Below are 23710 nucleotides of genomic sequence, written 5' to 3'. Positions count from 1 at the left end.
AGGCAAGCAGTATTTTTTATAAAATAAGCACCAACTTAGCTTTTAAAACACTGAAAATCAACAATATTATACTATACACTTTTATCAGTAAGGTAAGCATAGCAAAAACGAAAAGTGTACCAAGGAATGGAAAAAAACTGTAACTTTGTACCTACTCAAAAATTGATAATTTTATGACAAACACCTCTCAAACTCCCCCTTTTCATTTGGCAATACCAGTAGCTGACCTGGCAAAGAGTCGTCAATTTTATGGTGAAGTGTTGGGCTGCAAAGAAGGCAGAAGCGATGAACATTGGGTAGATTTCAACTTTTTTGGACACCAACTGGTCATTCACCAAAAACCAGTAGCTGAGATCAGCCACAAACCCGTAGCCAACCCTGTAGATGGACACGAGGTGCCCATCCCTCACTTTGGGGTGGTGCTTAGTTGGAACGATTGGGAAAAACTTGCTGAAGATTTGAAAACAAAAAATATTGAGTTTGTCATAGAACCTTACATCCGCTTTCAAGGAAAAATAGGCGAGCAGGCCACTATGTTTTTTCTCGATGTAGAAGGCAATGCACTGGAGTTTAAGGCTTTTAAAAATATTTCTCAGCTTTTTGCCAAGTAAATCCTTTGGCCTAAAAGGTACTAAAACTAAAAGTGCGAAGCCCAATAAGAACTTCGCACAAATTGTATATTTTGTTTAACTGCCTTTTACTTTTGAGGACACCAGTGTATGACTCATAATGATTAGCCCAAGTATTGTAACCTGGCTTTGAGGTAACGCTTAATTTCCTGATAATTGGCATAGTAAAAAGAAGGGATTTTTTGCACTTCCTGATCGTGTTTAATCAAATAAATCACGTCAGATACATTGCCATTGGTAAGTTTTGTTTGGGTGATAAAGCCGTCTAATTCGCTGAAGCGATAAGCTTGTTCAGTTTTAAGAAAAACATTATTGAACGAAATCACCTCGTTGTTAATGTCTACTTTGTTGAGGTTTTTGAAGAGATTGTATGCTAAGTAGGTGATAATTAACAAAAAAAAGAAAACATACAGACCTTGTTGAGTGGGAGGAATAGCCAATAGATAAGGAGTAAAAATAATGCCCAGAACGAAAAACAATGCAATTAAACTGGCTATGCCTAATATTCTAAATTTTGACTTCATGGTGGTTTATATAGGATAATGGATATATACTAATCCTTCTACTAACTTTTTAGTACAAAAGTTACATTTGTAAGAATATATTTGGCAGATATTCCCTATATTTTTTTTATTACCTGCGTTTCTTCTACCTAAATCTCCAGTTCAGTCATTGGGTTCCAAAATACTTTAGCCTTAAAATCTTTGATTTTATCGTTTTCTACTACAATTCCTTCAGCTTCGAGACGGGTTTGCATTGTATCGCCGCCAAAGTGATGTTTGCCCGTAAGCATTCCTTCACGGTTTACTACCCTATGTGCTGGTACATCTGTTTCGGTATGAGCGTTGTTCATTGCCCAACCTACCATGCGCGCTTTGCCCTTGGTACCCAAATACTCGGCAATGGCTCCATAACTGGTGGCTCTGCCTTCAGGAATCAGTTTCACTACCTCGTATACGTCTTTAAAAAAATTGGTCTTGTCCATAAAATTCAGTTGGTTAGATATAAATTGCAATTTACTATTTTTACCATAAGTAGCGTATAATGGCCAACAACTACTTTCAATTCAAACAATTTAAGATAGAACAGGGCAATACCGCCATGAAGGTATGTACCGACTCGTGTATTTTTGGGGCATCTGTTCAACCTGCCCCCCATACACAACAAGTGCTCGACATAGGTACTGGTACTGGACTGCTTAGCCTTATGCTTGCCCAACGAACCAGCAACCTTGACATTACAGCGGTAGAAATAGACGAAGCAGCTTATAACCAAGCCAAAGCAAATATTGAGGCTAGTCCCTGGGCTACTCGTATAGAGGTACACCACCAGGCTATTCAGCACTTTGCCCAGAAACATCCTGCACAATATGGACTCATTATGACTAACCCACCGTTTTTTGAAAACCACCTCAAAACCCAAAATTTAAGCCAAAACAGGGCGTTGCATAGTGAGGCTTTATCTTTTAATGATTTGCTGATAGCAATAGACAAGTTACTTGCTCCTGATGGCACACTTGCGGTACTGCTGCCCATGTATCAAATGGAGGTGTTTACTACCAAGGCTGGAGACTATGGCTTGCAGGTGTTTGAACAATTGCAGATACACAATCACCCTCAAAAGCGTAACTTCAGAAGGATTTGCTATTTTAGCCGAAAGGCTCTCCCAAATGAGCCAGTATCTGAAAATGAATTATTTATTCGAAACGAACAGAATGAATACACCCCTGAGTTTGTACAGTTATTAAAAGCTTATTATTTATATTTATAAGGTTCTGGGGACTTGGGGCTAGTGCATTAGAGATTAAATAAGTTGCTTATTAATTTGGATGAATTTTGTTTTCTGAAGAGTCGTTAAAATGGCGGATAGCCATAGCTATCTAACTTTTTTACGAGGAAGTCAGGGGGCAAAAGTCGCCAAATAATATGTAAGTAACTTAGTGCCTGATGCACTAGGTTCCAGGGACTCTCTACTAGCAATTAACAAGTTGATAAATCACTTATTTTTCAGTATTTATAATTTTGTTAGGCAAGAGCATTCAGACAACAGTCGATAGTCATTTGAATACTAACTTCTCTTATACAATTCTTTAAATTAATCAGTTGTATTCAAAATGCGCTCACGAAATTTCCATTTACGAGTTTTATAAACCGTTAAAAAGTAACAGGCTTTAAAATTCGTAACTGCTTGTAATACCGAGTCTGATTGAAAACCCATACAAACTCACTTTTAGTGGTCTTAACACAGCCGACCAAGTGCTTCGCTATCGTTACCCGCTCTCTTGGTCAGCTGCGCTTAAGACCAAGAGGAGGGGACAAGTTTGATGATGGCTTTTAGTTGATAAATCACTTATTTTTCAGTGTTTATAATTTTGTTAGGCAAGAGCATTCAGATAAGAGCCAATGACCAGTTTGAATAAGCACCCGCATTCAAAAGACGCTAAATAAACTTTCATCTACCTATTTTATAAATCATTAAAAATCAATGTGTTACAAATCGTAAAGTTGCTTATAGAGCAGCCTCAAACTTGCAGCTTGTTGCTAAAATCTTGAGGCTGTAGAGGCTTCCATTTACGAATTTTATAAATTGTTAAAAAGCAGTGTGTTGTAAAATTCTTAGCTGCTTGTAGCACAAGGCCCTTTACCAAAAGAAAATCCCTGTTCGGTGTTATGAACAGGGACTCAGTACATGATACGTTTTAAAAGCTTTTGTTAGGCACAAAATAATTATTCGCCAGGACTATAAGGTTGAGCCATCACTTTGCGCAAGTTTTTAGACTGTTGGTGTATTAACCGGTCGCGCAAAGGAGTTTGTTTATGCTCACGAAAAAATTGTCCTTTGGTAATGGGAGACGAGTGTTGCAACAAACGAATGACTTTGAAAATCACAATTTTTTGTCCCATATGAATCACGTTAGAATGTAGCTTGTTCCAAGCTTTGATGTCAACAACGCTTACACCGTACGCCTCGGCTATGCTTGTCAGCGACTGCCCTCTGATCACTACGTGTACATAGGTGCGGGTTTTGGTGGTGACAAACCTGCTACGGTTAAACTTAGGTGTGTTGCGCTCTACAGGAGTAAACTTTCTTTCATTGACTGCTGTACTGTTTTCTATAGTGGCTTTGGTAGGTTTTGGCGGCGAAACTACCAGTTTTTGCCCAGCATACACATCATTGTTGATGTAGTTCCATTTGCGCAGATCACTGACACTTATGTCATAGCGACGAGCTACATCAAATACAGTTTGCCCTTGTGCTACTACATGTATGCCCGACTGGGGCGTATTGGGACTAATAAACAGGTCGTTGCGGCGGGGCTTGATTCCTTCTGGGAAAAACTTGTCTGTGCTGCTGCTGTTATAGTCGTTGTTATTTACCGGAGGAGGCAACGGGTCATATTTTTCTACGGTTTTTTCTACAGTAGTATTATTTGTGTTATTAGTATAATGAGGGCGTTCTACTGCTTGAGGACGAACTTCGGTTATTTGAATGGTGGTAGATGGTTTTACCTTAATTTTGGGCATAGGGTTTTCATCTTCCCGATTACTGACTACTTGTATATTGTTGGTAATCGTTGATTCCTTATTAGGCTCATTTTTTTCCGGTTTTTTCTCTACCACATCTACAATGTTCGGGTATTTCTTCCGGTCATCTTTGATGCTTTGAATCACAATTTTGGGCTGGGGCAAAGGCGGAGTTACAACCATAGGCTTGTTTTTAGCCCGGTTATGAAACTCTGGCTCCAGACGCTTGTCTTGCTTCAACTCCTGTTCTTGAGTATTGGGGGTTGCAGGGGGTGGCTCAATGCTATTGATCACAATTTTACTTGTCACAACAGGCGTTGGCTTTTTATCCAGTGGAATGAGCACATCATAGGCCTTGTCTTTGGGAATGCGTTTTTTCTTTAACCACAGGTTATATTCTTTGAGCAAGTCAACAGATACCTTGAACTTACGCGCCACCTGAGCAAGGGTTTTGCCTGACACCTGGTAAGGCATTAAAGGCAATGGTACACTGGTGTCGAGGAGCATTTTTTCCTCAAATGCTATTTTATAAGCCAAAAACTTTTTGATAAAAGAGTGGGTTCGCTCTTCTATGTAGAGCTCTTGTACCCCTATTATTTCGCGTTGATTGTAGTTTTCTTTGATAAAATCTTTAGTATTATCAAGTCCCATGTGAAGGGTAAGAATGGTATAAATCCAGTTCTTGAAATACAAGTTATTTTTGTGTAGAAAACGGGCAGCTCCACGAGTAGAAGCTACGATATTCAAGCGTTCGTCTACTTTGTCGTTGACTTTGAGCCCTACTTTTTTTGCCAGGTCTTCTTTTAGTAACCAAAATCCGGCGCCTTCGTGCGAGTTAAGCGCATTGGCCATCAAGCTACTTTTCAGCAAAGGCAAATATTTGAAATCAGTCGGAAGATTTTCCTCTTTGAGAATGTCTTCCATCATGGGTGCGTAAGATTTCAAACGGGCAAGGTTTTCACTAAAATTTTGTGAACTCCTCAACAACTTATAAATTCTGGTTTGAATCTGGCGGCGTGCTCCTTTGGTAATAATTAATTTAAGATTCCCTATCTTTAGTTTTTGGGGTACTTCTACTGCTCTGTATGCTCCAAAGGTTGGGGGTATTGCAAGCAACACCCACATAAAAATACAGATGTAAGTTTTGTGGTGTAATAATATTTTTTTCATAAACCGTTAATATTCACAAACACCCGAAGAATATGTGGCTGGAATAAAGTGTTTAGTCATTTTTGTTTTTTGTCATTATCAATAAGTCAAAAATTGTGGTCATAAGCAAATAGGACTACGTAAATATTAATAAAAAGTTACAATACTATTTTTTTCTAAGAACCATCAAACCATCCCTCAAAGGAAAAAGTACGTTTTCTACGCGATCGTCTTCATGTACTTTTTTATTAAAATCAACAATTGCTAATGTATCCTTATCAAGATTGCTACTTTCGTTGAGCACTTTACCGCTCCAAAGCACATTATCGGCGATGATCAAGCCATTTTTACTTACTTTGCCAATTATTTGATCAAAATACTGTGGGTAATTTATTTTGTCAGCATCGATAAAAACCAAGTCAAAAGTAGCTTCAATGGTAGGAATAATGTCCAGGGCATTTCCCGCTCTGTAGTCCACCTGTGAGAGGATTCCTGCTTCATCAAAATAACGTTTTGCCATGTCCTCAAGCTCTTCGTTGATATCAATTGTGTACAATTTCCCCTCAGGAGCCAGGCCTTCGGCAAGGCATATTGCCGAGTATCCTGTGTAAGTACCTATTTCTAATATGCTCTTTGGCCGGATCATTTTAGAAAACATGGATAAAACTCTACCTTGTAAATGCCCGGATAGCATACGGGGTGCCAAAACTTTGGTATAAGTTTCGCGGGAGAGGCGCGCCAACAAATCACTTTCAGGTTGACTGTGGGCTTCGGCATAACTATTAATTTTTTCGTCTATAAAGTCCATATAGGTGTATTTTTTTTTCTAAATCGAAATGAGTGCTTCTTTGTTTTTTTATATACTTGTAGTATCGGTACCCAAGAACTTGCGGCTTGTTTAAAACTTGTCAATCGATGAATACTACCCGGGCAAATACCTGAAAATACTTAAATCGTCTTCGTTTAACATTTCATTGGCCACCTCCATGAGGTCACTTGCGGTAATCTTCCTTATATTTTCAAAAATCACCTCCAGACTTTCTACTTCGCTGCTGTCCAATATACTCTTACCCATCATGAGCATAAAGTTCAAATTATTTTCTTCTGCCATGGCAAGCTGCCCAAATAACTGTTCTTTGGCGCTGTGTAGCTGCATTTTACCCAAAGCCTGTACTTTCAACAACTTTAATTGTTTCATTACCAATGCTATGCTCCGCTCGAAATGTTTGCGCTCGGTAGCAAAATAAATAGCAAACAAGCCCGTGTCAGAAAAAGGGTGGTAGTTAGACTCGACAGAATATACCCAACCGTGTTTTTCGCGCAAGCTCAGGTTAAGGCGAGAGTTCATGCCTGGTCCTCCTAAAATATTGTTGAGCATAAAAAAAGGCAGCTTCTTTGAGTGCGACCGATGATAAGTGGGTCTGCCCAATGCACAATAGGCTTGTTGCGCAGTGTGGGTGAGCTTTATTTGGTGAGGGTGATAACTCTCAAAAGACTGACGACAAGGCTTAGACGATGCGGCTGGAACCTTGTCAAGGTATTTAGACACAATCTTTAACACTTTGCCAAAAGGCAGGTTACCCACCGACGAAAATACAATTCGGCTAGTATCAATATTTTCTTGAATAAACGCTTGAAAGTCTTGTCTGTGAAACGAACCTACACTCTCAGAAGTACCCAAAATATTATACCCCAAAGGGTGATTTCTAAATACGACTGCGTCAAACTCGTCCTGGAGTGCGTCTTCGGGCGAATCGCGGTACATGGCCATTTCTTCCAAAATCACATTGCGTTCCCGCTCTATTTGATTCTCTGGAAAAATAGAATCAAATGTAATGTCTGCCAATAACTCTACTGCCTTTTCGTAGTGTTTGTCTAACAATGATGCATAAAAACAAATTTGCTCTTTGGTAGTGTAAGCGTTCAACTCCCCTCCTACTGCCTCCAAACGGTTAATAATATGGTAGGCTTTGCGTTTATTGGTGCCCTTGAAAGCCATATGCTCCCAAAAATGGGCAATACCTAATTGATGTGGTTTTTCGTCGCGGCTGCCTATATCAAGCACAAAACCACAATGTGCTACCTTGGTATGTCCTACTTCACGATGAACAATTCTGATCCCATTGTCCAGGGTATGTATTTTACACTGCGTATCCATCTTTTCTTTTTTCTTTAGCCTTGCTTAATCGGCTATTTTAATCAACGGTGGCCTGTTCATCGTTGAGTGCTTTTTATTCAATCCAGTTTTTGTGCGTTCTTATAAGCATTTGAAAATGCGAAAACTTATGAGTTTATTGGGCTACCTATGAACCAAATCTATTTCTAAATCCCAATCATCGAGGCAGCTTTTTGTGGTGAACTCAACACAGTTAAATAGGGGCTTCTAGCTAAAATTTTATAATCTACTGAAAATGAATTCACTACAAGTTTATTAGTTGCCTGTGAACCGAACCCCCGATTCATCAGAGCAACTTGCTGTAATGAGCTCAACGGAGTTAAACAGGGCGCAACACCGATATTCATCGGTATCTAAGGACTTGCGACTTGTTGTTGCTTCTCGCTATAGAGGCAGACTATTTCAACACTTCAATTGCAACCTTGGCGGTTTTTATTTTTCTTGACGAAAGCACGTCCGCATGGCCAATGTCTTGACTAAAATCTCTTAGCTTGCCACGTTTGCGCAATAATAAATCATCTCGGTTAAAAATGCTTATATCGTGATCGTACACCGCAAAAGTCAAACGGTCTTTTTCGGTACAATAAAATGGCTTAGAGGTATGGTCACCTTTATACCTCAAACTGTTTTTGTCTCTTTGCGATCTAAATACAGGGTCACGCCCCACAAACACCTTCCAGTAGAGGTCAGGATAACCGCTGCCTATTTTTAATAAGGTAAAGTCAGACTCTCCGGCTTTGCCCTTTTTTTTGTCAAATTCTATATCGGCTACTCTCACCCTTACTTTTTTAAGGGGCGGAGTAGTGCATTTAAATCTACCATCGAACACAAAATCGGGGTTTTTACCCAGCTTGGCTATGCGTACAAACTTAGAGAGTTGTTCATCGGGCTTAAACTTTACAGGCAAAAATGCAATTTTAAATGAAAGGTTATGCCTGCCGGCAGGTAAGCCAAACTCTCTGAAAGCATACTTGTGCTTGAATTTAAAAGCGGTCGCCTCTGAGATATACTTTACTTCACGATTGCCTTCTTTTAAAAATGATTTCAAAAACTTTTCTTTCAATAAATCATTGAACTGTTGCCCAGCTGGTTTGCCTTCGGGCACCACGTACATATCTACAAGGTAACCATCGTATCCTTGTTGACGCAGTTTTTCAAATGATGTAGAATCTTGAAAATCAAAGTTCAAGCGTACCATTACTCCCCAGCTTCCACGGCGGGTATTGTTGGTATCTACTACAAACCGAGTAATATTCATCCCATCAAGTGGCTCGTGTTTCAGGGTGTCAAAAGTCAAGACAGCAAAAGGTTGGTTATCATCATTGTATTTGTCATCATGGCGGTTTTTTTTACCTTTACAAGCAGAAAAGCCCACTCCAATAATTAACAAAAGGTAGTAAAATAACTGTATTTTTTGTTTCATACCTAAGGGATTAGATTACATCACAGCCAAAAATAAAACATCAGCAGTTCAAATAATAATTTAACTCTGTAATTAATTGTAATTACAGGAAGCCAAACTAAGCCCCAAATACAAGTTCGCCCTTAAGAAACTCGTTAAAGCTCAGCTCCACTAGTGCTTTACGCGATTTTTAGCCTTATTATACTGTTACCTTTCAAGTGCTAAATAAACAGGCGCAATTCACCCTTTGTTAAGAGGTTACTAAAAAGTACCTGAACACCTTTAGCTTATTATCACTCAAACCAAATATAATTGTTAAAAAATTATTAACACCCAAATATTACCCACCTAATTTGTAAATTTATAGTACTCCACACCTTTTATCCAAACCCAAACATATGTTGCCATGAAAACACGCGCACTATTGTCATTATTATTACTCATTAACGGCTTTGCTTTTGCCCAAAAACATAAAGCAATACGCGTAAGTATTTATTTTGGTGGAGGAAGCTATTATATAGATGCCAAACAAAAGAGAAACATTGTAAAAGTGATTAAGCAAATCAAAGACTTGAGTAAATACCAAATCAGTATTACCAGTCATACCGATAATATTGGAGGCAAAGAATACAACGAATGGTTGTCGAAAATGCGGAGTAATGCAGTACTCAAGCAATTGATTGAACATCAGATAAAAAAAGGGAAGGTGTTGATTAAAGACTTTGGACAAGACAACCCAATGTATACCAATGATTCGCACAATGGACGGATCAGAAATCGTCGGGTAGACTTACTTTTTTCTCCTTTGAATATGTAATACAATACCACAGGGGCAAGCTTCAAACGACAAGTCGCAAGTACTTAGATACCAATGTATACCGGTGCTCAACAAAGTTAATCAGCAATCAACCTTGACTAAAATCATTCTGGAGTATTGGTAATACCAAGTACAAGAAAATGTTTGGAGCAGCACCAAAAAGGGGTTTAAACACCCACAAAAAAAGCCTTGTTTTCTCTGGTGAAAACAAGGCTAATATCATTTAATCCCTTCAAAATTATTTTCGGGGTTTTAATACCAATACTTTGCGCCTACGCATTTTTTGGATAGAGTCGCGGGAAATCATAGGCGTTTCGCGGAAACGCCCAGAGTTAAACAACTCGGTTTGGTCACTGTAATAAGGACTCATAAAATTGCCCGACTGTCCCGTAGGTAACATGCTCACAGATTTGTCTATGTTGCCAAAGTCTACAATCAAACGCATGGCTGGGCCACTTTTCACTTTCATTGCTTTGGCGGTGTGGTCAAGTTTAAAGGCTTGGTTGTTGATGACCTCTAACCCTCCCATGACAGCATAAGGCCCTACATCAAACATTCTGTTTAAAGGAAACCCACCCTTACCCAAAGGATGTTTGTGCTCTAGAGTATGCATTTTTTTCCAATGCCATTTGTCCACCTTTTTACCTAATTGCTGCTCCAACTCATTCATTGTTTGCACAAATGCTTCTCTAAAAATATCTGCCCTAGTTTCTTTGCTGGTCAATGTGGTGGCATTGTCCCACCAAAGCGAATTTTTATTTTGCATCAGGTAAGGAATCGTTCGCCTCATTACAAACAAACCCATAAAAGTATTAAAGTTAGTAGTCCCCATTTCGTCCTTCAGTGTTTTGTACAACACGTGCGACAACATTTTATAATAAATAGTAGGGGCTACACTCTCTAAGGTATGTTCGCCTTTCCAGCCTTTCAATTGGGCAATTGCTTCCTGGTATCTTTCTTGTTTTTTGGCGCTGGTCTTCAGTACTACATCTTTTTCCAGTACTTGAGCAAACTCACGGCTTATATGAGGGTAAGCCGCCGAAATACCATCAGTAATCATTACCTGCATTTTGCTCATATTCCAACGTTGGGTTCTGGTAAGCCAGCTCTTGATACGTTTGGCACGATGGTCGGGCACGTAATACCCTGGATAGTAGACGCCATCAGACATTTTTTCGGGTTGGTTATTTGCCGAAAACACAAAGCCACTGGGCGGATTGATTGAACGGGGGTTTTCTTCAAACTTATAAAAGCCCAACGGTTCGTCTTTGCCGCTGGCACCATCCATAAAAAACTTGGAATTGAGGCTATCACGGCGTTTAATCAACTTGGCCACCGCCCACCAGGCAATATTCCCTTGTTTGTCGCCATACATAAGGTTGAGCCCTGGCGCGTGAATCGTAGATACCGCACGCTCTACCTCACGCATACTTTTACTATGGCTTAGGTTAAACAAACCTTCCAACGACTTATTTTTAAACTTAGTAAATGTCCAGTATACCGATATAGGTGTCTCATAACGAGGCGCTGGTCTGGTAGCTTTTGTTGACTGGGCAGTAGTATCAGTTTTGTCTTCTTGCTTGTCTTCTTTTTTGTCTTTGTCTTTCTTCTTTTTGCCTATTTTCAGTTTAGGCGCCTTGAGCTTTGTCTTTTTCGCTTTTTTATCTTTCTCCTCTCCCTTTTTCTTTTCCTTTTTTGGCTTCACTGTGGCTACTGCTTCTTTTTCTGCTTTGTTGAGCAGCACATCGTTAATAATAGGTCCGTGACGGCTTGTTTTTACCCTGATTCGTATATTATCTCCTCCCTTTACCTTAATCACCTCATAACGTATTTTCAGGCTTTCCCACTTATTGGTTGCCCATACCTGGTTGCTATTCTGGGGGTTGAGTTTTTCGGTGTAAAAGTCAATGTCATCATTTTCAAGCATTGTAAGCCCCCAGGCATGGTTGCGGGTGTGCCCTACTATCCCAAAGGGAATACCTGCCAGGTGGTTGCCGTAAAAACTAAAGCCAGGGTATTCTATATGTGCCTCAAACCACACCGAAGGCTGGGCATACTTGATGTGGGTGTCATTGGCAAGCAATACTTTGCCGCTTTGGGTAAGTTTGCCACTTACTACCCAGCTATTGCTTCCAAACCAGGTAGCTACAGGCATTTGCTGTACAATGTCATGAATGGCTGAAGCTATGCCTCCCGTGTTTACATTGGGTAAACTGTCGTTGCCTGAAGGGTTATAAGTAGGAATTTTCAAGGAGTCGTCAGCAGTGTTTATTCTTAGGTCTTTCAAGTACTTTGCTCCCAGTTTTTTGTTTAACTCAGTCAGCAAAGGGTCAGTACGGTGTCCGGTAGCAAAGCTAAAGCCCATATAGCCCAGTATATGGTAAACATGCTCCAGGGTCAACTCTTCTCGTTCTACCCCCAAAATGGTATACTCTGCTGGTGCCTTTCCTTTCTTTATAAATTGATTTACTCCCGCAATGTATGCCATAGTAGCCTTGTAATGGGGTGTATCTGGATTTTTTCTAAACTCTGCTGCCGAGGCTTTAGCATTTTCGGAAATACCCAAAGCACGCATCAAACGATCCGTTTCAATGGTCTTTTTGCCAAAAAACTCCGACAAACGTCCACTCCCTATGCGTTTCATCAAATCCATCTGAAAGAGACGGTCTTGAGCATGGGCATAGCCCAAAGCAAAATAGGCATCTTCCATATTATCGGCACCTATATGAGGTACCCCATGCTTGTCATAGTGAATTTTGGCAGTTTTTTTCAACCCTTCAAGGGTAATTTTACCTGTATATTTGGGTTTAGTAGATTGCAGAAAGAAATATACTCCTCCTACGACTAACATTACAAGAATTAAAATAATTAACAGGCTTCTGACAAACCATTTCATATTTATTCGTTTTAGCTGTTTAGTTTTGGGTATTAGCTGATCATCAGAAGGTTATGCACCTCCTGCCTTATCATTGTTTTTTTGAAGGATGAAATCTACGGATTTATTTGTAAATAATCTAACCGTTGGGCAATTGATGCTTTCGCATACAAAAAAAGCCAGGAATTTCCCCTGGCTTTAATCTCTTTATAAATAGATCATCCTTATTTCACTTTTAGCAACAAAAGAGAACCCGAACGTTGGATTTCTTTTTTATTGGTTAACTGGCGACGCATTTTACCTTTATTATACATTTTGGCCTGATCTTGATAAAAAATGCTTCTAGGATGTCCTGAGTTACCCACAGGAAGTATACCCCAACTCCGTTTTTCTCTATCCGAAAAGTCAACCAACATTCGCTGTGAAGGTTGGTCAGAAATCTGATAAACAGCATTATTAGTAAGAGCAAAGCCAAACTTATTAATCACATCTATGCTTCCACTCATTTCAAAAGGTCCTACTGTAAACCGTTTATCCTGGGTAAAGTTAATATAAGTGACCTGATGTACTTTGCCCCAACGCCAATTATTCGTCTCAGGTAGTTGCTTAGTAAGCTCCTGAATAGTTTGGTCATAAGATTTGGCAAAGATGTCCTTCCGACTCTCGCTCCCTTCGTTTGTTGTTACATCATTCCACCATATCGATTTGTCTTTAAAAAACAATGTTGGGTAAGTACGACTAAGTACCTCATTCATAAAGCCAGGGTTAGGCATGAGTTCTTTGAACAATTGCTCGCCCAACTCGTCTTGCATGGTGTTTTTTATCAAATAATAAAGTAGCTTAGTAAATACTACCGGAGCTTGCGCCCTAAGTCCATGGCTACCATCCCACTTTCTAAGCAATTGGGCAGCATAACGATGATTGGCTGACTTACGGAGCACTGGGTCGCCCTTTAGTACGGCTAACACTTCTTTGCTTATTTTTACAAACAAAGGTGATGTGTCATCCATAAACAAGTCTTGTAGGTCTTGGTTTGACCATTTCTTTTTTGTGTTAAACAAATCCATGAACCTTTGTTGCCTTACACCTGCCACATAATACCCAGGAAACATTTGTCCATCTACTTTATCGGGTTGATTGTTAGCAGTAGCTACATAACCACTTTTTGGGTTGATTGACTGTGGGTTTTTCGAAAAGTCATAATACCCTAAAGGCTCATTGCGGGTACTGGTACCATCCAGCAAAAATTTAGAGTTAATGCCAGGTCGGCGTTTAATCAGACGAGCACTGGCAAACCAAGCAATGTTTCCGTTTTTATCGCCGTACATCATATTAAAACTGGGAGACACTAATTGACTGGCTGCTTTTTGGGCTTCCTGGGGTGTTTTGGCAAGGCTTAGATCATAGCTGCTCTTTAAAAGTGTATTAGGAAACTTATTGTATACCCAAAACATAGAAATGGGTTGATCTTCTTTAGTCAATGCAGGTAATACATCGTTGATAATAGGACCACGTTGTGTAGACTTTACCAATAGTTTTACATCTTCTCCTCCTTTCACTTTAATCGTTTCTTGTCGCAGGGTGAGGTTTATCCATTGATTGTCTTGTTTGATTTTATAGCGGCTTTGTGGTTGGTATTGCTCTTGGTAAAAATCCATATCATCTACCAATAGTGAGGTATTACCAAAACTTGCCTGGCTATTGTGCCCTAATATAAAGGTAGGATTCAATGCATGTACATAGCCATACAGGTTTTCTCCAGGGTAGTTGAGGTGTACTTCATACCAAAATCCTGGCTGTCCTACCCCCATATGCGCATCATTACAAAAAATCACCTGCCCTTTTTTAGTTTTCTGACCTGACAACACCCAGGCATTGCTCCCTAACCAAGTAGGCACCCCCGGAATCGCCTGAATACTGGCAGCCAACTCTTTTGTAATCGTATTTTTTCTCACACTTTTTAAGCCCTCATTTTTTATGGGTGCTTGCCCCCTGAACCCTTTAGGCTGGAGTGCTCCTTTTTGTAAGCCAGCTCTGGTAGCAGGAGTAATGGGTGTTCCGAAACGATAATTTAAATCTTTGAGGTACTTGTCTCCTAGCTTTTGGCGTATTTGATGAATGACCATCTCTGAGCGAAAACCTAAAGCCAGTTGAAAAGATAAAAACCCAGTGACAGCATAAATATCTTCTAAGGTGAACTTTTCTTTTTTGACTCCCATAATCTCAAACTCTAATGGAGGTTTTCCAGTGTCAACAAAAGTGTTAACTCCTGCCAGGTAAGCTTCCAACATAGTTCTAAAACGAGTTTGCCCTCCTTCACGAAGTATTTTTGCCGATCGCTTGGCATTTTCAGTAATCCCTACTGTTCGTACCATTTTATCGGTAACAATACCCGCTTTGCCTACCATTTCGGCAAAACGTCCAGTACCCAACCTTCGGTATAATTCTAACTGTGCCAGTCGCTCTTGAGCATGTATGTACCCTAAAGCAAAGTAGGCGTCTTTTTCGCTTTGAGCGTAGATGTGTGGGATACCATATTGATCAAAATATACTTTTACTTCTTGGGATAAACCTTGCAATGTCACTGAACCTGAATATTTTACCTGCGCCTGAATATCTGTGTAATTAGCTAAAGTAATAAGCATAATTACACATAAGATTGAAATTTTTGAAAAGACTTTCTTCATCTAGAGTATTTGAAGTTTGAATAATGAATATGCTGTGAAACCTCTGATTGTGTTGTTACCAAGTTACGCTCATCCCTGTCCATTGGTCGCGCTACCTATTTATAAAAACATCGATTACTTAAGGTTTATCAAGGCCAACACAGGGAAGTTGCGTGGGAGAAGGGTTGGGTATTTACTAATAGATTAGCATTGGTAAGTTATATTTACACTATAAAGTAAAAAAGGTTACAAACACTATGCAAGCATAGCATTTATAACCTATTTAACATTCACTCTAATATTCCTACTTGATGTTATATAGCTTCTTTAAACATACTTTTGTAATCACACTAGAATTAGTGCTTAATCACCTTGTACCTTACAACCTCGGCTCCTACCTGAATTTTAAAGATATACTTGCCGCTCACTAATGAGGTAGTAGGTACAGTGGCTACTCCATTGGTAAGTTTAGCAGACACTGTTTGTAGTTGTGAACCTCGCTCATCTATAATGGTGATATTAATATGAGAACCCTTTATATCACGTCCTTCTATTTTTATCTGAACAGGCTTCGTACCAGTTACCGGGTTAGGGTATACGGTTAAACTACCACTCGTAAGTTTTTCGGGCAGATTATTGGTAGTTCTGCTATTGGCACACTTAGCCACTGCAAGCGCACTTGTAGAGCCTGTACCTGCCACGTTACTCTTGCCAGCAACTGTAATATTACCACCATTAAAGTCTGCTCCAAAATCTACATTTATAGTCCCATCGGTAGTAGCAATGGTTCCGGTAGCTCCTGTACCGTTTTGAGTAACTCCTACAGGCAATGTCCAGATGTATTCATCGGCATTGTACACTGTCTCTACGGAATAATTCACAAATAAATCGCCAGCACAGGCAGATACAGGTCCTGAAATATCGCCCACATTGGGCGCAGGATAAGGTGGTTTTTCTAATAACAATACAGTACTTACCTTCTCGATATCTTCTCTGTCCATCAGCATAGCACGTAACAAGCCATTGTTATAGAGCTCTACCTGATCTTGATAGAAAGGGCTGTTTGGAACACCAGATTGTCCGGTAGGTAAAACGCCTTTTGAGTTTTTTCCAATATCAGAAAAATCTACTAAAGTTCGGTTTACCGGACCACTTGTTTTAGCCACACTATAGTTGCCAGAGGTAGCCACTGCTAACAAATCTAACTCTGTTTTATTCAATGTGTTGATTCCTCCTTTAAAAGGATAAGGTCCTAAGTTTCCTTCTGTCTGACCAGTAAAAGCCGCAGGCAAGTTAGCGTAAAACTGTTGGTGCACTTCTCCCCATACTTGTTCCATTGAGCCAAACTCAACCAAAGCGTTTACAGCTGCATCATAAGCCTTGGCAAAAATATCTCTGCGGGTTTCTTTCACATGAGTAGTAGATACATCATCAAACCAAATAGACGACCTATTAAGCAGTAGACCTTCAAAAGAGCGATCAAGTACATCATATAAAGGTGTAACTCCAGTAAAGAAAGATTGAAACAAATCTGACCCTACTTCATCTTCCATAGTATACTTTAGAAGCTGGTAAAACAACTGATAAAATACAATGGGTCCTTTGGTGTCAAGCGGATGATCTCCTTTCCAACTTTGCAGTATTTGGGCTGCCTTTGCATGATTGGCGGTTTTATTTAACACAGGGTGGCTAGCCAACGTTCTTAGAACTACTCTTGATATTTTCTTAAAAGTAGGAGATTTATCATCTTCAAACAATTTTCTTAAATCTTCTTGTGAGAATCGTTTTCCTGACCTTAGAATTTTTTTAATCCGTTTTGACCTTGTACCTGCCACATAATACCCTGGATACAGCAAGCCTTCCACTCTCCCTATTTGGTTATTGTTTGAGTATACAAAACCTGATGGAGGATTAATAGAACGTGGGTTGCTTTTGAAAGGATAATATCCTAAAGGTTCATCTTTACCACTGGCTCCATCCAAAATCACTTTAGAGTTGACATGTTCAGGTCGCCTTAAAAACCTTGCTGCTGTAAACCAGGCAATATTTCCTTTTTTATCAGCATATTGAATATTGGCACCTATACCAGTAAGCCCACGCACTGAACGTCTGAATGTTGCTAAGTTTTTAGAATTAGCTATATTAAAGAAGGTGCTCAAGTAAGATTCATTGAATTTGAAACCTGTAAAAAATAATGAAATAGGGTCTTCACCTTTGATATTACCATCTACATTGTTGATAATAGGACCGTGGCGAGTAATTTTCACCTCAAAAATAGAATCCTTCAATGTACCATCCGACTGAATAATTCTGATGGTCTCTGCTCTGGTTTTCATATCTTGCCAGTGATCATTTACCCATACTTGATTTGGGTTGGCTGGATTTAGCCTTTCGCGGTATAGGTCAGTATCATCGTGTAACATTGCCGTAGTTCCCCAAGCAATGTCACGATTGTGTCCAATCAAAGCAAACGGGGAAAAAGGGATCCAGTTACCGTATAAATCCTGTCCTGGATATACTAATTGCGCCTCATAAAAGGTATCAGGCTTGCTCAATGGCGTATGACCATCACTTGAGTGCATAGGCTTGCCAGTAGTAGTGAGTCTTCCAGACAACGCCCAGCCATTGCTATTTTTTGCTACAATTTTAAATTTGTCTTGAAAGTTGGCGAGGGTTTTTAGTAATTTCTTACCTATGCGTTTGCGTTTCTTGTACTTACCCTTAAAAAACTTACTCCCTGGGCGTGGAGGAAACGACCTGTTCACAGGAGTACCATTCTGAATATTTAAGTCTTTAAGATACGCAGGGTTATCCAATCTGCTTACCAGTTGATCAGTAATGGCATCTGATGAAACCTCAAGAGCTGCAAACCCATACAAAAAGTAGTTGATCCAAGAATAAATATCCTCTAAAGTATAAGCCGCAGGAGTAGGCAATAAGTCTTTAGGACGTGTTTCTGGGGTTAAACCAGCCAAATAAGCATTTACGCCTGCCAAGTAAGAATTCATTGACTTTTTAAAGGGTGTATTAGGTCCATCCCTTAAAGCTTTTGCTGATTTTTTGGCATTTTCTACTATGCCTACAGTGCGAGTTGGCACATCAAATGAGGCTCCAAACGCTCCTAAAACTTCTCCAAGAGTACCCGTTCCCAAGCGACGAAAAAGCTCAAACTGAGAGATACGTTCTTGGGCATGCACATAGCCCAAAGCATAGTAAGCATCTTCTAAGCTTTGGGCATAAATGTGCGGTATACCGTGATTATCAAATAAAACTTCTACTTTTTGATGGAGACCTTGGAGGGTTTTCTTGCCTGAGTATTGGGGTAGTTGTGCAAAGGAATAGTGCTGTGTGGTAAACAAAAACATGAGCATAGCAAGCCACACGATTGTTGGTTTTTTAAGTTTAAGCATTTTACGAAATAGTTAAGTTGAAATGATCAACTGGTTAAATAATTTTTCACTGTTTTTAGGTACGGGAAAATAAAAATTCGTTTTTGGTCACGTAATAAAATTGCCAAAAAAGAACAAAAACAGCATTTTAGATTAATTACTTACCTGGCACAACTTCGTCGCCTTCTCTATATCTTATGTTACTGATACAGATGGGTTTGCTTATTCTATAAAGAGCAAAGCCCTCTCAAAAAATGACTTATTTTTTGAGAGGGCTTTGTTGTGATACTTACAAAACCTTACTTACCAACCAATGATATGCCCAAAAAACATGGCATTTGCAAACAGCTTATTGGTACCATACCAAAACGCTCTAAAATTAGGGTTATCAAGCATAGATACAACCACCCCTCGGCCTCGTTTACTTATAATAACACTTGCGGTATTTTGTAAGTATTTAAGGTTAGGCTTAGAAATATAACCACTCAACAAAGGGGTTTTGGTATAATATACTGGGGTAGCATAAGGACTGATACTTTTATTAACAAATAACTCATGGTTACGAAAAACAGGTATTTTATCTCGTTCATAACCGTAGCCAATCGGATGGGTAATGTCAATGTTGGCCTCAAATATTGCCCCTCCTATGCGTTGGGCACCACGTCGGTTGCGGCGGGTTACATAAGGGTGTACTATAGGTTTAACAGGCTGTTTTTTCACATACTTCAAAGAAGCAAGTCCTACATTTTTTGCCCATCGATTAGCCCCTTTGATAGTAATAAGTGTTCCTCCTTTTCGTACCCAATTTTTTATTTTTTGGGTATCATCATCTATGTCGTTATAACGTCCGTTTACCATTACAATCACATTATACTTGGCTAGGTTTACGCGACTAAAACGATACTTGTCTACAATGGTTACGGGCATGTCATAACGGGTGTCTAACAAATGCCAAACCTCGCCCACATCATAACTGGTGACTCCTTGCCCGGCAAGCACCATTACTTTGGGCCGATGCAATGCGCGTATAGAACTGCTCCCCAGGTCACGTCCTTTGTCGGCAAGTCCTTTGTGCAACACATACACATCAACGCCGTCTTGCTGCGTAATGGCTTCCATTTCTTTAAAAAGTGCATTTTTGCTCATCTTCTGAACACCTACAGGTACCAGTATAGAGCCATAGCTAAAAGTTTCGCTGTTGCCCTCTACATTAAAGGTAAAGTTTTCGGTTACTACCTTAGTCTTTATTCCCTTCTTTTGCAAACGATAAAGGGCACGAGGTGCATAGTAATTACTCCAACGAAACACATAAGCTACTTCATTGTGTTGCCCACCTATTGCCCACTTCATTTTACCTGTTGGAAACTTAACTTCTTCAAGCTTAGCGCCTTTACTACCGCCTTCCTGAAAAGGTACCCCAAAGGCATAAGGTATAGTCCAGGCAGATACATCATAAAACAAGCTGTCTTTGTACTCCGTCTGCACCTGAAACATGCCCGAAATCAAACGACTCTGGGCTTGTCCGGCAGGCACTACATAAGCGTTTTCTTTCTTTATTTTCTGTCCTTGGATAGTCACGTCTGACGCTGCCTGATGAACCTCTATTTTGTGCTGTTGCATCATTTTTACCAACTGGTAAGTTCTGCCTTTATCGTTTGAGCCAAACACATAAGTTTTACCTTTGGGCGCATTTTTATGGAAGTTTTTCTGATAATCCAACAGTTTTTTACGCAAAGCATTGGCCGCTTCTACAGTAGACATCGCTGTGGTAAACTGATTGCGAATGGTAAATGGAAATCGCAAGACTCCATGAATACTTTGCTGCGCATGTCCACGTGAACTGGCTTGCTCAAACAAAATTCCTATGCTGCCTTGTATATCAGGGTAAGTAGACCCTTTGCCATAATAATAATCATCGAATCCCTCCTTGGTAAAATAAAGAGACCCGATTTTATCGAGTGCTTTGCCATGAAATTTGGCAATTTCAGCCGTCAAATCCTGGTTCATCTGAGGAGTCAAGGGGTTGGTGCGTGCCGGAATACCAGGCTGAAAAAAGTAAGAAGCATTCGTGCCCATCTCGTGATGATCTGTCAGGATATTGGGGCGCCATTCCTGAAACTTCTTGATACGCCCTTGACTTTCAGGGTGTTGCACAGGCAACCAGTCACGGTTTAGGTCAAACCAATAATGATTGGTACGCCCCCTTGGAAACACTTCGTTAAACTCTCGGCTGGCAGGGTCGGTTACCAGGTTTTTACTTTTGTGCATGTTTGCCCAAGTAGCAAAACGATGCAAACCATCGGGGTTAAAACAGGGGTCAAGCAAAATGACGGTATTATCAAGCACTTTGTTGACAGCGTCGCCTTGGGCAGCCGCCCAATAATAAGCCTCAAGAATGGCGGCATTACTTCCACTGGGCTCGTTGCCATGAATACTGTGCCCCGACCAGACCACCACTGGCATATCATCGGTGTTTACCCCTCCTGCTTTGGCTGGGTCGCAAAGCTCTAGATGCTTTTGCCTAATTTGCTCAAGGTTTTGGTGGTTTTCAGGCGATGTAATCTTTAAAATCAGTAAAGGGCGATTTTCATGACTACGGGCGTACTCTTCCAACACTACCCGGTCTGATGCTTGTGCGATTGCCCTCATATAATAGACCAACTGATCGTGCGACACGTGCCATTCGCCTACTTCATAACCCAATACTGATTTGGGAGTAGGTATTTTTGTATCATATTGAATGTTTTGGGGAAGATAATATTTTAAGTTAATTGTTGGTTGTGCCACCAAGGGTGCCAGCCAACTGATAGTCAGAAGTATTAGTAATGTTTTTTTCATGTACAATGAATCGGCATAAATGTATGTTTAAAAATTAGTGTGCTGCGAAGCTAAACATACGCTAAAATGAAACTTGAATGTTTATTGTTTGATAACAAAATGCAGCTAAATTAGTTAAAAAAATCTTAAACCTATTCTCAAATCAACTCATCAATCCAGCCTCTTCTCTTTTTGGACAACCTAAGCAATCAATCTGGCGCCTTTAGAGTCAATAGTAGGGTTTATTTTTGAAGGATTACAATACATTTTTGTATATTGAGGTATTGTCTTACTTTTTTCAAATTGTTTGCTATGAGTACCCACAAAAACAAAGACCATTATATAGAAATACCGCTTAACTTTGACGTTGATCACTTTTGGGAAATATATAATGAGCAATGGCAAGATGAAATTATTTTAATAGACAGGCGCCACTCCGATAGGTTTTATCTGGGACGCATACTTACTGCCTTATTCATTTTCGGTTTTATTATGGCGTTTATCAATGGAGTGTGGGCGTTTTTTATTGGGGTTGGCATCGTCTTGAGCGTAGGTTATCAGGTAAAAATGGCAAATGACCTACAGGCCATGCAACAAAAGCTAGACAACAAACGGGCTGACGTAGAAAAATGGCTCGATGACCTCAAAACAGCCCACTCATTCCGTCTATTACTCACTCCCGATTATTTTACGCTTTTTCAAGATGAAACACCTCACCAAATGCCTTGGGAAAAATGCCAAAGTTTTGCTGCCAACGAAAATTATCTGATGATTATAGGACAACCACAAGAGCCTAACTTTATCTTTCCCCGAAAATCAATGAAAGAAGCTGATTTCTTTACGTTGACCCGAACAGTAGAAGAAAAAATATTGTCGTAACCCTCACATTTACAGACAAAATCATATCGTTTACCGAAAAACTTGTCATTGCCCATAAATAAACCCTCCACAAGTATGTTATCATCCACATCTTTTCTGTAAATTGTTGGGAAAAGTACTCACAGATCTATCAAATACTTTAACACAAACTTCCTCAGTCGCCATTTGGCTTTTGCCTAAACAGACAGAGTGTATGAGCAATTATGTCACAGCCAACTTCAGAAAACGCTAAGCAACGGTCGTTGATAGACCGTGTGGCGTTTAACTACTTCATTAAAATGGTAAAAAAACAGTCTGTTCAGGCTGAAGACGACTACCATATACTCAATGACAAAGAGGTAAAGGCAATCCATCAAATCAGGCGCTGGGCACTTGCATGGTCAGCAGCCTTGGGGGTGTTGGGGGTGCTGGTGCTGTACTTGCCTATCCATTTTTTTCCAGCACTATTTCCCAGCATTAGTATGAATCTCCCTTGGTGGGGGCCTGCCAAAGTGCCTGTGGTGTCTACCATATATAGCATTGTACTGGTAGTAATAGAAGTCTACTTTCTTACCATTGTGAGTTTACAAGCAGTGCATAAAATGGCAAAGGTTTGCGGTTTTCCTAATATTGATGATCCTGACTACGAAAAACACCTCGAAGGGCTTTACTCTATAGGAATGGAACGCGAAAGTACCGAAATGGCTAATTATGGGATCAACCCTATGGCAGGGCTCAATAAATACTACCTGATGTTGGTGGTAGTGATTAACCGCCTAAAAGGTACCATTACCAACTTGTTGATCAAACTATTGCTTAAACATTTACTAGGGCGGGTGATGCTCCGGCTCTGGATCAATCTGGCAGGTATACCCGTGTATGCTTTCTGGAACGCCTGGGCAACCAATACTGTGCTCAAAGAGGCCAAAGTACGTATTATGGCACCCAATATGGTCATTCAACTTACCGATCAACTTTATGAATTATTGAAAGACGACGAAGAGTTCAAAGATTTTTTATTCGATGCGCTTCAGTTTATTGCAGTCATCAAACGAAAGTTTCATCACAACCACTATTTTCTGGTAGAAAAACTTATTCTTAAATTTGATATAGAGACCAAAGATCAGAAGGCACTTGGGCGGGCACAGTTGATTGACAGAGTAAATAGTATCAACCCGGAAGCACGCGAAGGCATCGCCAAACTTTTTCTATTTGGGATGATCATAGACGGTAAGTTATCATTGAAAGAGAAGAAAACCCTGCAAGAGTTGCAACAACAAGGACTTATTACCTTTGATTGGGCTACCCTCAAGAGCTGGGAACGTTCTTTTGTCAATGGACAAGGGTTGGAAGAGTTGCTGGCAAGCAAAGTTTTACAAAATGCCTAAAATGAAATAGTTTACATGAA

Annotated in this window: 15 protein-coding genes; 5 read left to right on the top strand and 10 right to left on the bottom strand. The window is 39.9% G+C overall.

Annotated features, from left to right (window positions below):
* Positions 1–173 precede the first annotated feature (173 nt).
* The gene (locus M23134_RS20250; protein ID WP_002699284.1) at positions 174–611 is read left to right on the top strand and encodes a VOC family protein; all 438 of its coding nucleotides are present in this window, start codon (positions 174–176) and stop codon (positions 609–611) included.
* Positions 612–733: 122 nt separating this feature from the next.
* Here M23134_RS20250 and M23134_RS20245 read toward each other — a convergent pair whose 3' ends face one another.
* Positions 734–1153 carry a hypothetical protein gene (locus M23134_RS20245; protein ID WP_002699282.1) on the bottom strand — a complete coding sequence of 140 codons (420 nt, stop codon included), beginning with the start codon at positions 1151–1153 and terminating at the stop codon, positions 734–736.
* A gap of 128 nt (positions 1154–1281) precedes the next feature.
* Positions 1282–1614 carry an MGMT family protein gene (locus M23134_RS20240; RefSeq protein ID WP_002699281.1) on the bottom strand — a complete coding sequence of 111 codons (333 nt, stop codon included), beginning with the start codon at positions 1612–1614 and terminating at the stop codon, positions 1282–1284.
* A 59-nt stretch (positions 1615–1673) separates the two neighbouring features.
* Here M23134_RS20240 and M23134_RS20235 point away from each other — a divergent pair, with 59 nt between their 5' ends.
* Positions 1674–2399: a tRNA1(Val) (adenine(37)-N6)-methyltransferase gene (locus M23134_RS20235; RefSeq protein WP_002699280.1), complete on the top strand. Its 726-nt coding sequence runs from the start codon at positions 1674–1676 to the stop codon at positions 2397–2399.
* A gap of 956 nt (positions 2400–3355) precedes the next feature.
* Here M23134_RS20235 and M23134_RS20230 read toward each other — a convergent pair.
* The 4 genes from M23134_RS20230 to M23134_RS20215 all read right to left on the bottom strand — a co-directional run bounded on the left by M23134_RS20230 (position 3356) and on the right by M23134_RS20215 (position 8901).
* The gene (locus tag M23134_RS20230) at positions 3356–5323 is read right to left on the bottom strand and encodes a LysM peptidoglycan-binding domain-containing protein (RefSeq protein ID WP_002699279.1); all 1968 of its coding nucleotides are present in this window, start codon (positions 5321–5323) and stop codon (positions 3356–3358) included.
* Positions 5324–5468: 145 nt separating this feature from the next.
* Positions 5469–6110: an O-methyltransferase gene (locus M23134_RS20225; RefSeq protein ID WP_002699278.1), complete on the bottom strand. Its 642-nt coding sequence runs from the start codon at positions 6108–6110 to the stop codon at positions 5469–5471.
* 114 nt (positions 6111–6224) lie between these two features.
* Entirely contained in the window at positions 6225–7460 is a 1236-nt protein-coding gene (locus M23134_RS20220) for a M16 family metallopeptidase (protein WP_002699277.1), read from the bottom strand.
* 415 nt (positions 7461–7875) lie between these two features.
* Complete coding sequence (locus M23134_RS20215; RefSeq protein WP_002699276.1) at positions 7876–8901, bottom strand: hypothetical protein; 1026 nt, start codon at positions 8899–8901, stop codon at positions 7876–7878.
* 385 nt (positions 8902–9286) lie between these two features.
* On the opposite strand from M23134_RS20215, the gene M23134_RS20210 reads away from it, so the two are divergent.
* The gene (locus tag M23134_RS20210) at positions 9287–9697 is read left to right on the top strand and encodes an OmpA family protein (RefSeq protein WP_045113965.1); all 411 of its coding nucleotides are present in this window, start codon (positions 9287–9289) and stop codon (positions 9695–9697) included.
* Positions 9698–9935: 238 nt separating this feature from the next.
* Here the strand turns inward: M23134_RS20210 and M23134_RS38550 are convergent, their stop codons facing one another.
* The 4 genes from M23134_RS38550 to M23134_RS20185 form a co-directional block, all read right to left on the bottom strand.
* Positions 9936–12593 (bottom strand): penicillin acylase family protein, encoded by a 2658-nt coding sequence (locus M23134_RS38550; RefSeq protein WP_002699273.1) that lies wholly within the window; start codon positions 12591–12593, stop codon positions 9936–9938.
* Between the two features lie 203 nt (positions 12594–12796).
* Positions 12797–15217 carry a penicillin acylase family protein gene (locus M23134_RS20195; protein WP_002699272.1) on the bottom strand — a complete coding sequence of 807 codons (2421 nt, stop codon included), beginning with the start codon at positions 15215–15217 and terminating at the stop codon, positions 12797–12799.
* 377 nt (positions 15218–15594) lie between these two features.
* Positions 15595–18648 (bottom strand): penicillin acylase family protein, encoded by a 3054-nt coding sequence (locus M23134_RS20190; protein WP_002699270.1) that lies wholly within the window; start codon positions 18646–18648, stop codon positions 15595–15597.
* A gap of 282 nt (positions 18649–18930) precedes the next feature.
* A complete protein-coding gene (locus M23134_RS20185; protein ID WP_002699268.1) occupies positions 18931–21465 on the bottom strand; it encodes a M14 family metallopeptidase in 2535 nt (844 codons plus the stop codon).
* 291 nt (positions 21466–21756) lie between these two features.
* On the opposite strand from M23134_RS20185, the gene M23134_RS20180 reads away from it, so the two are divergent.
* Positions 21757–22323: a hypothetical protein gene (locus M23134_RS20180; protein ID WP_002699266.1), complete on the top strand. Its 567-nt coding sequence runs from the start codon at positions 21757–21759 to the stop codon at positions 22321–22323.
* 203 nt (positions 22324–22526) lie between these two features.
* Entirely contained in the window at positions 22527–23690 is a 1164-nt protein-coding gene (locus M23134_RS20175; RefSeq protein ID WP_045113963.1) for an LBF_2804 family protein, read from the top strand.
* Positions 23691–23710 lie beyond the last annotated feature (20 nt).

It is taken from the genome of Microscilla marina ATCC 23134, assembly GCF_000169175.1.
Classification (GTDB): Bacteria; Bacteroidota; Bacteroidia; order Cytophagales; family Microscillaceae; genus Microscilla; species Microscilla marina.
Note: the sequence above shows the minus strand (reverse complement) of the source record. Positions and strands in the feature narration are given on the sequence as shown.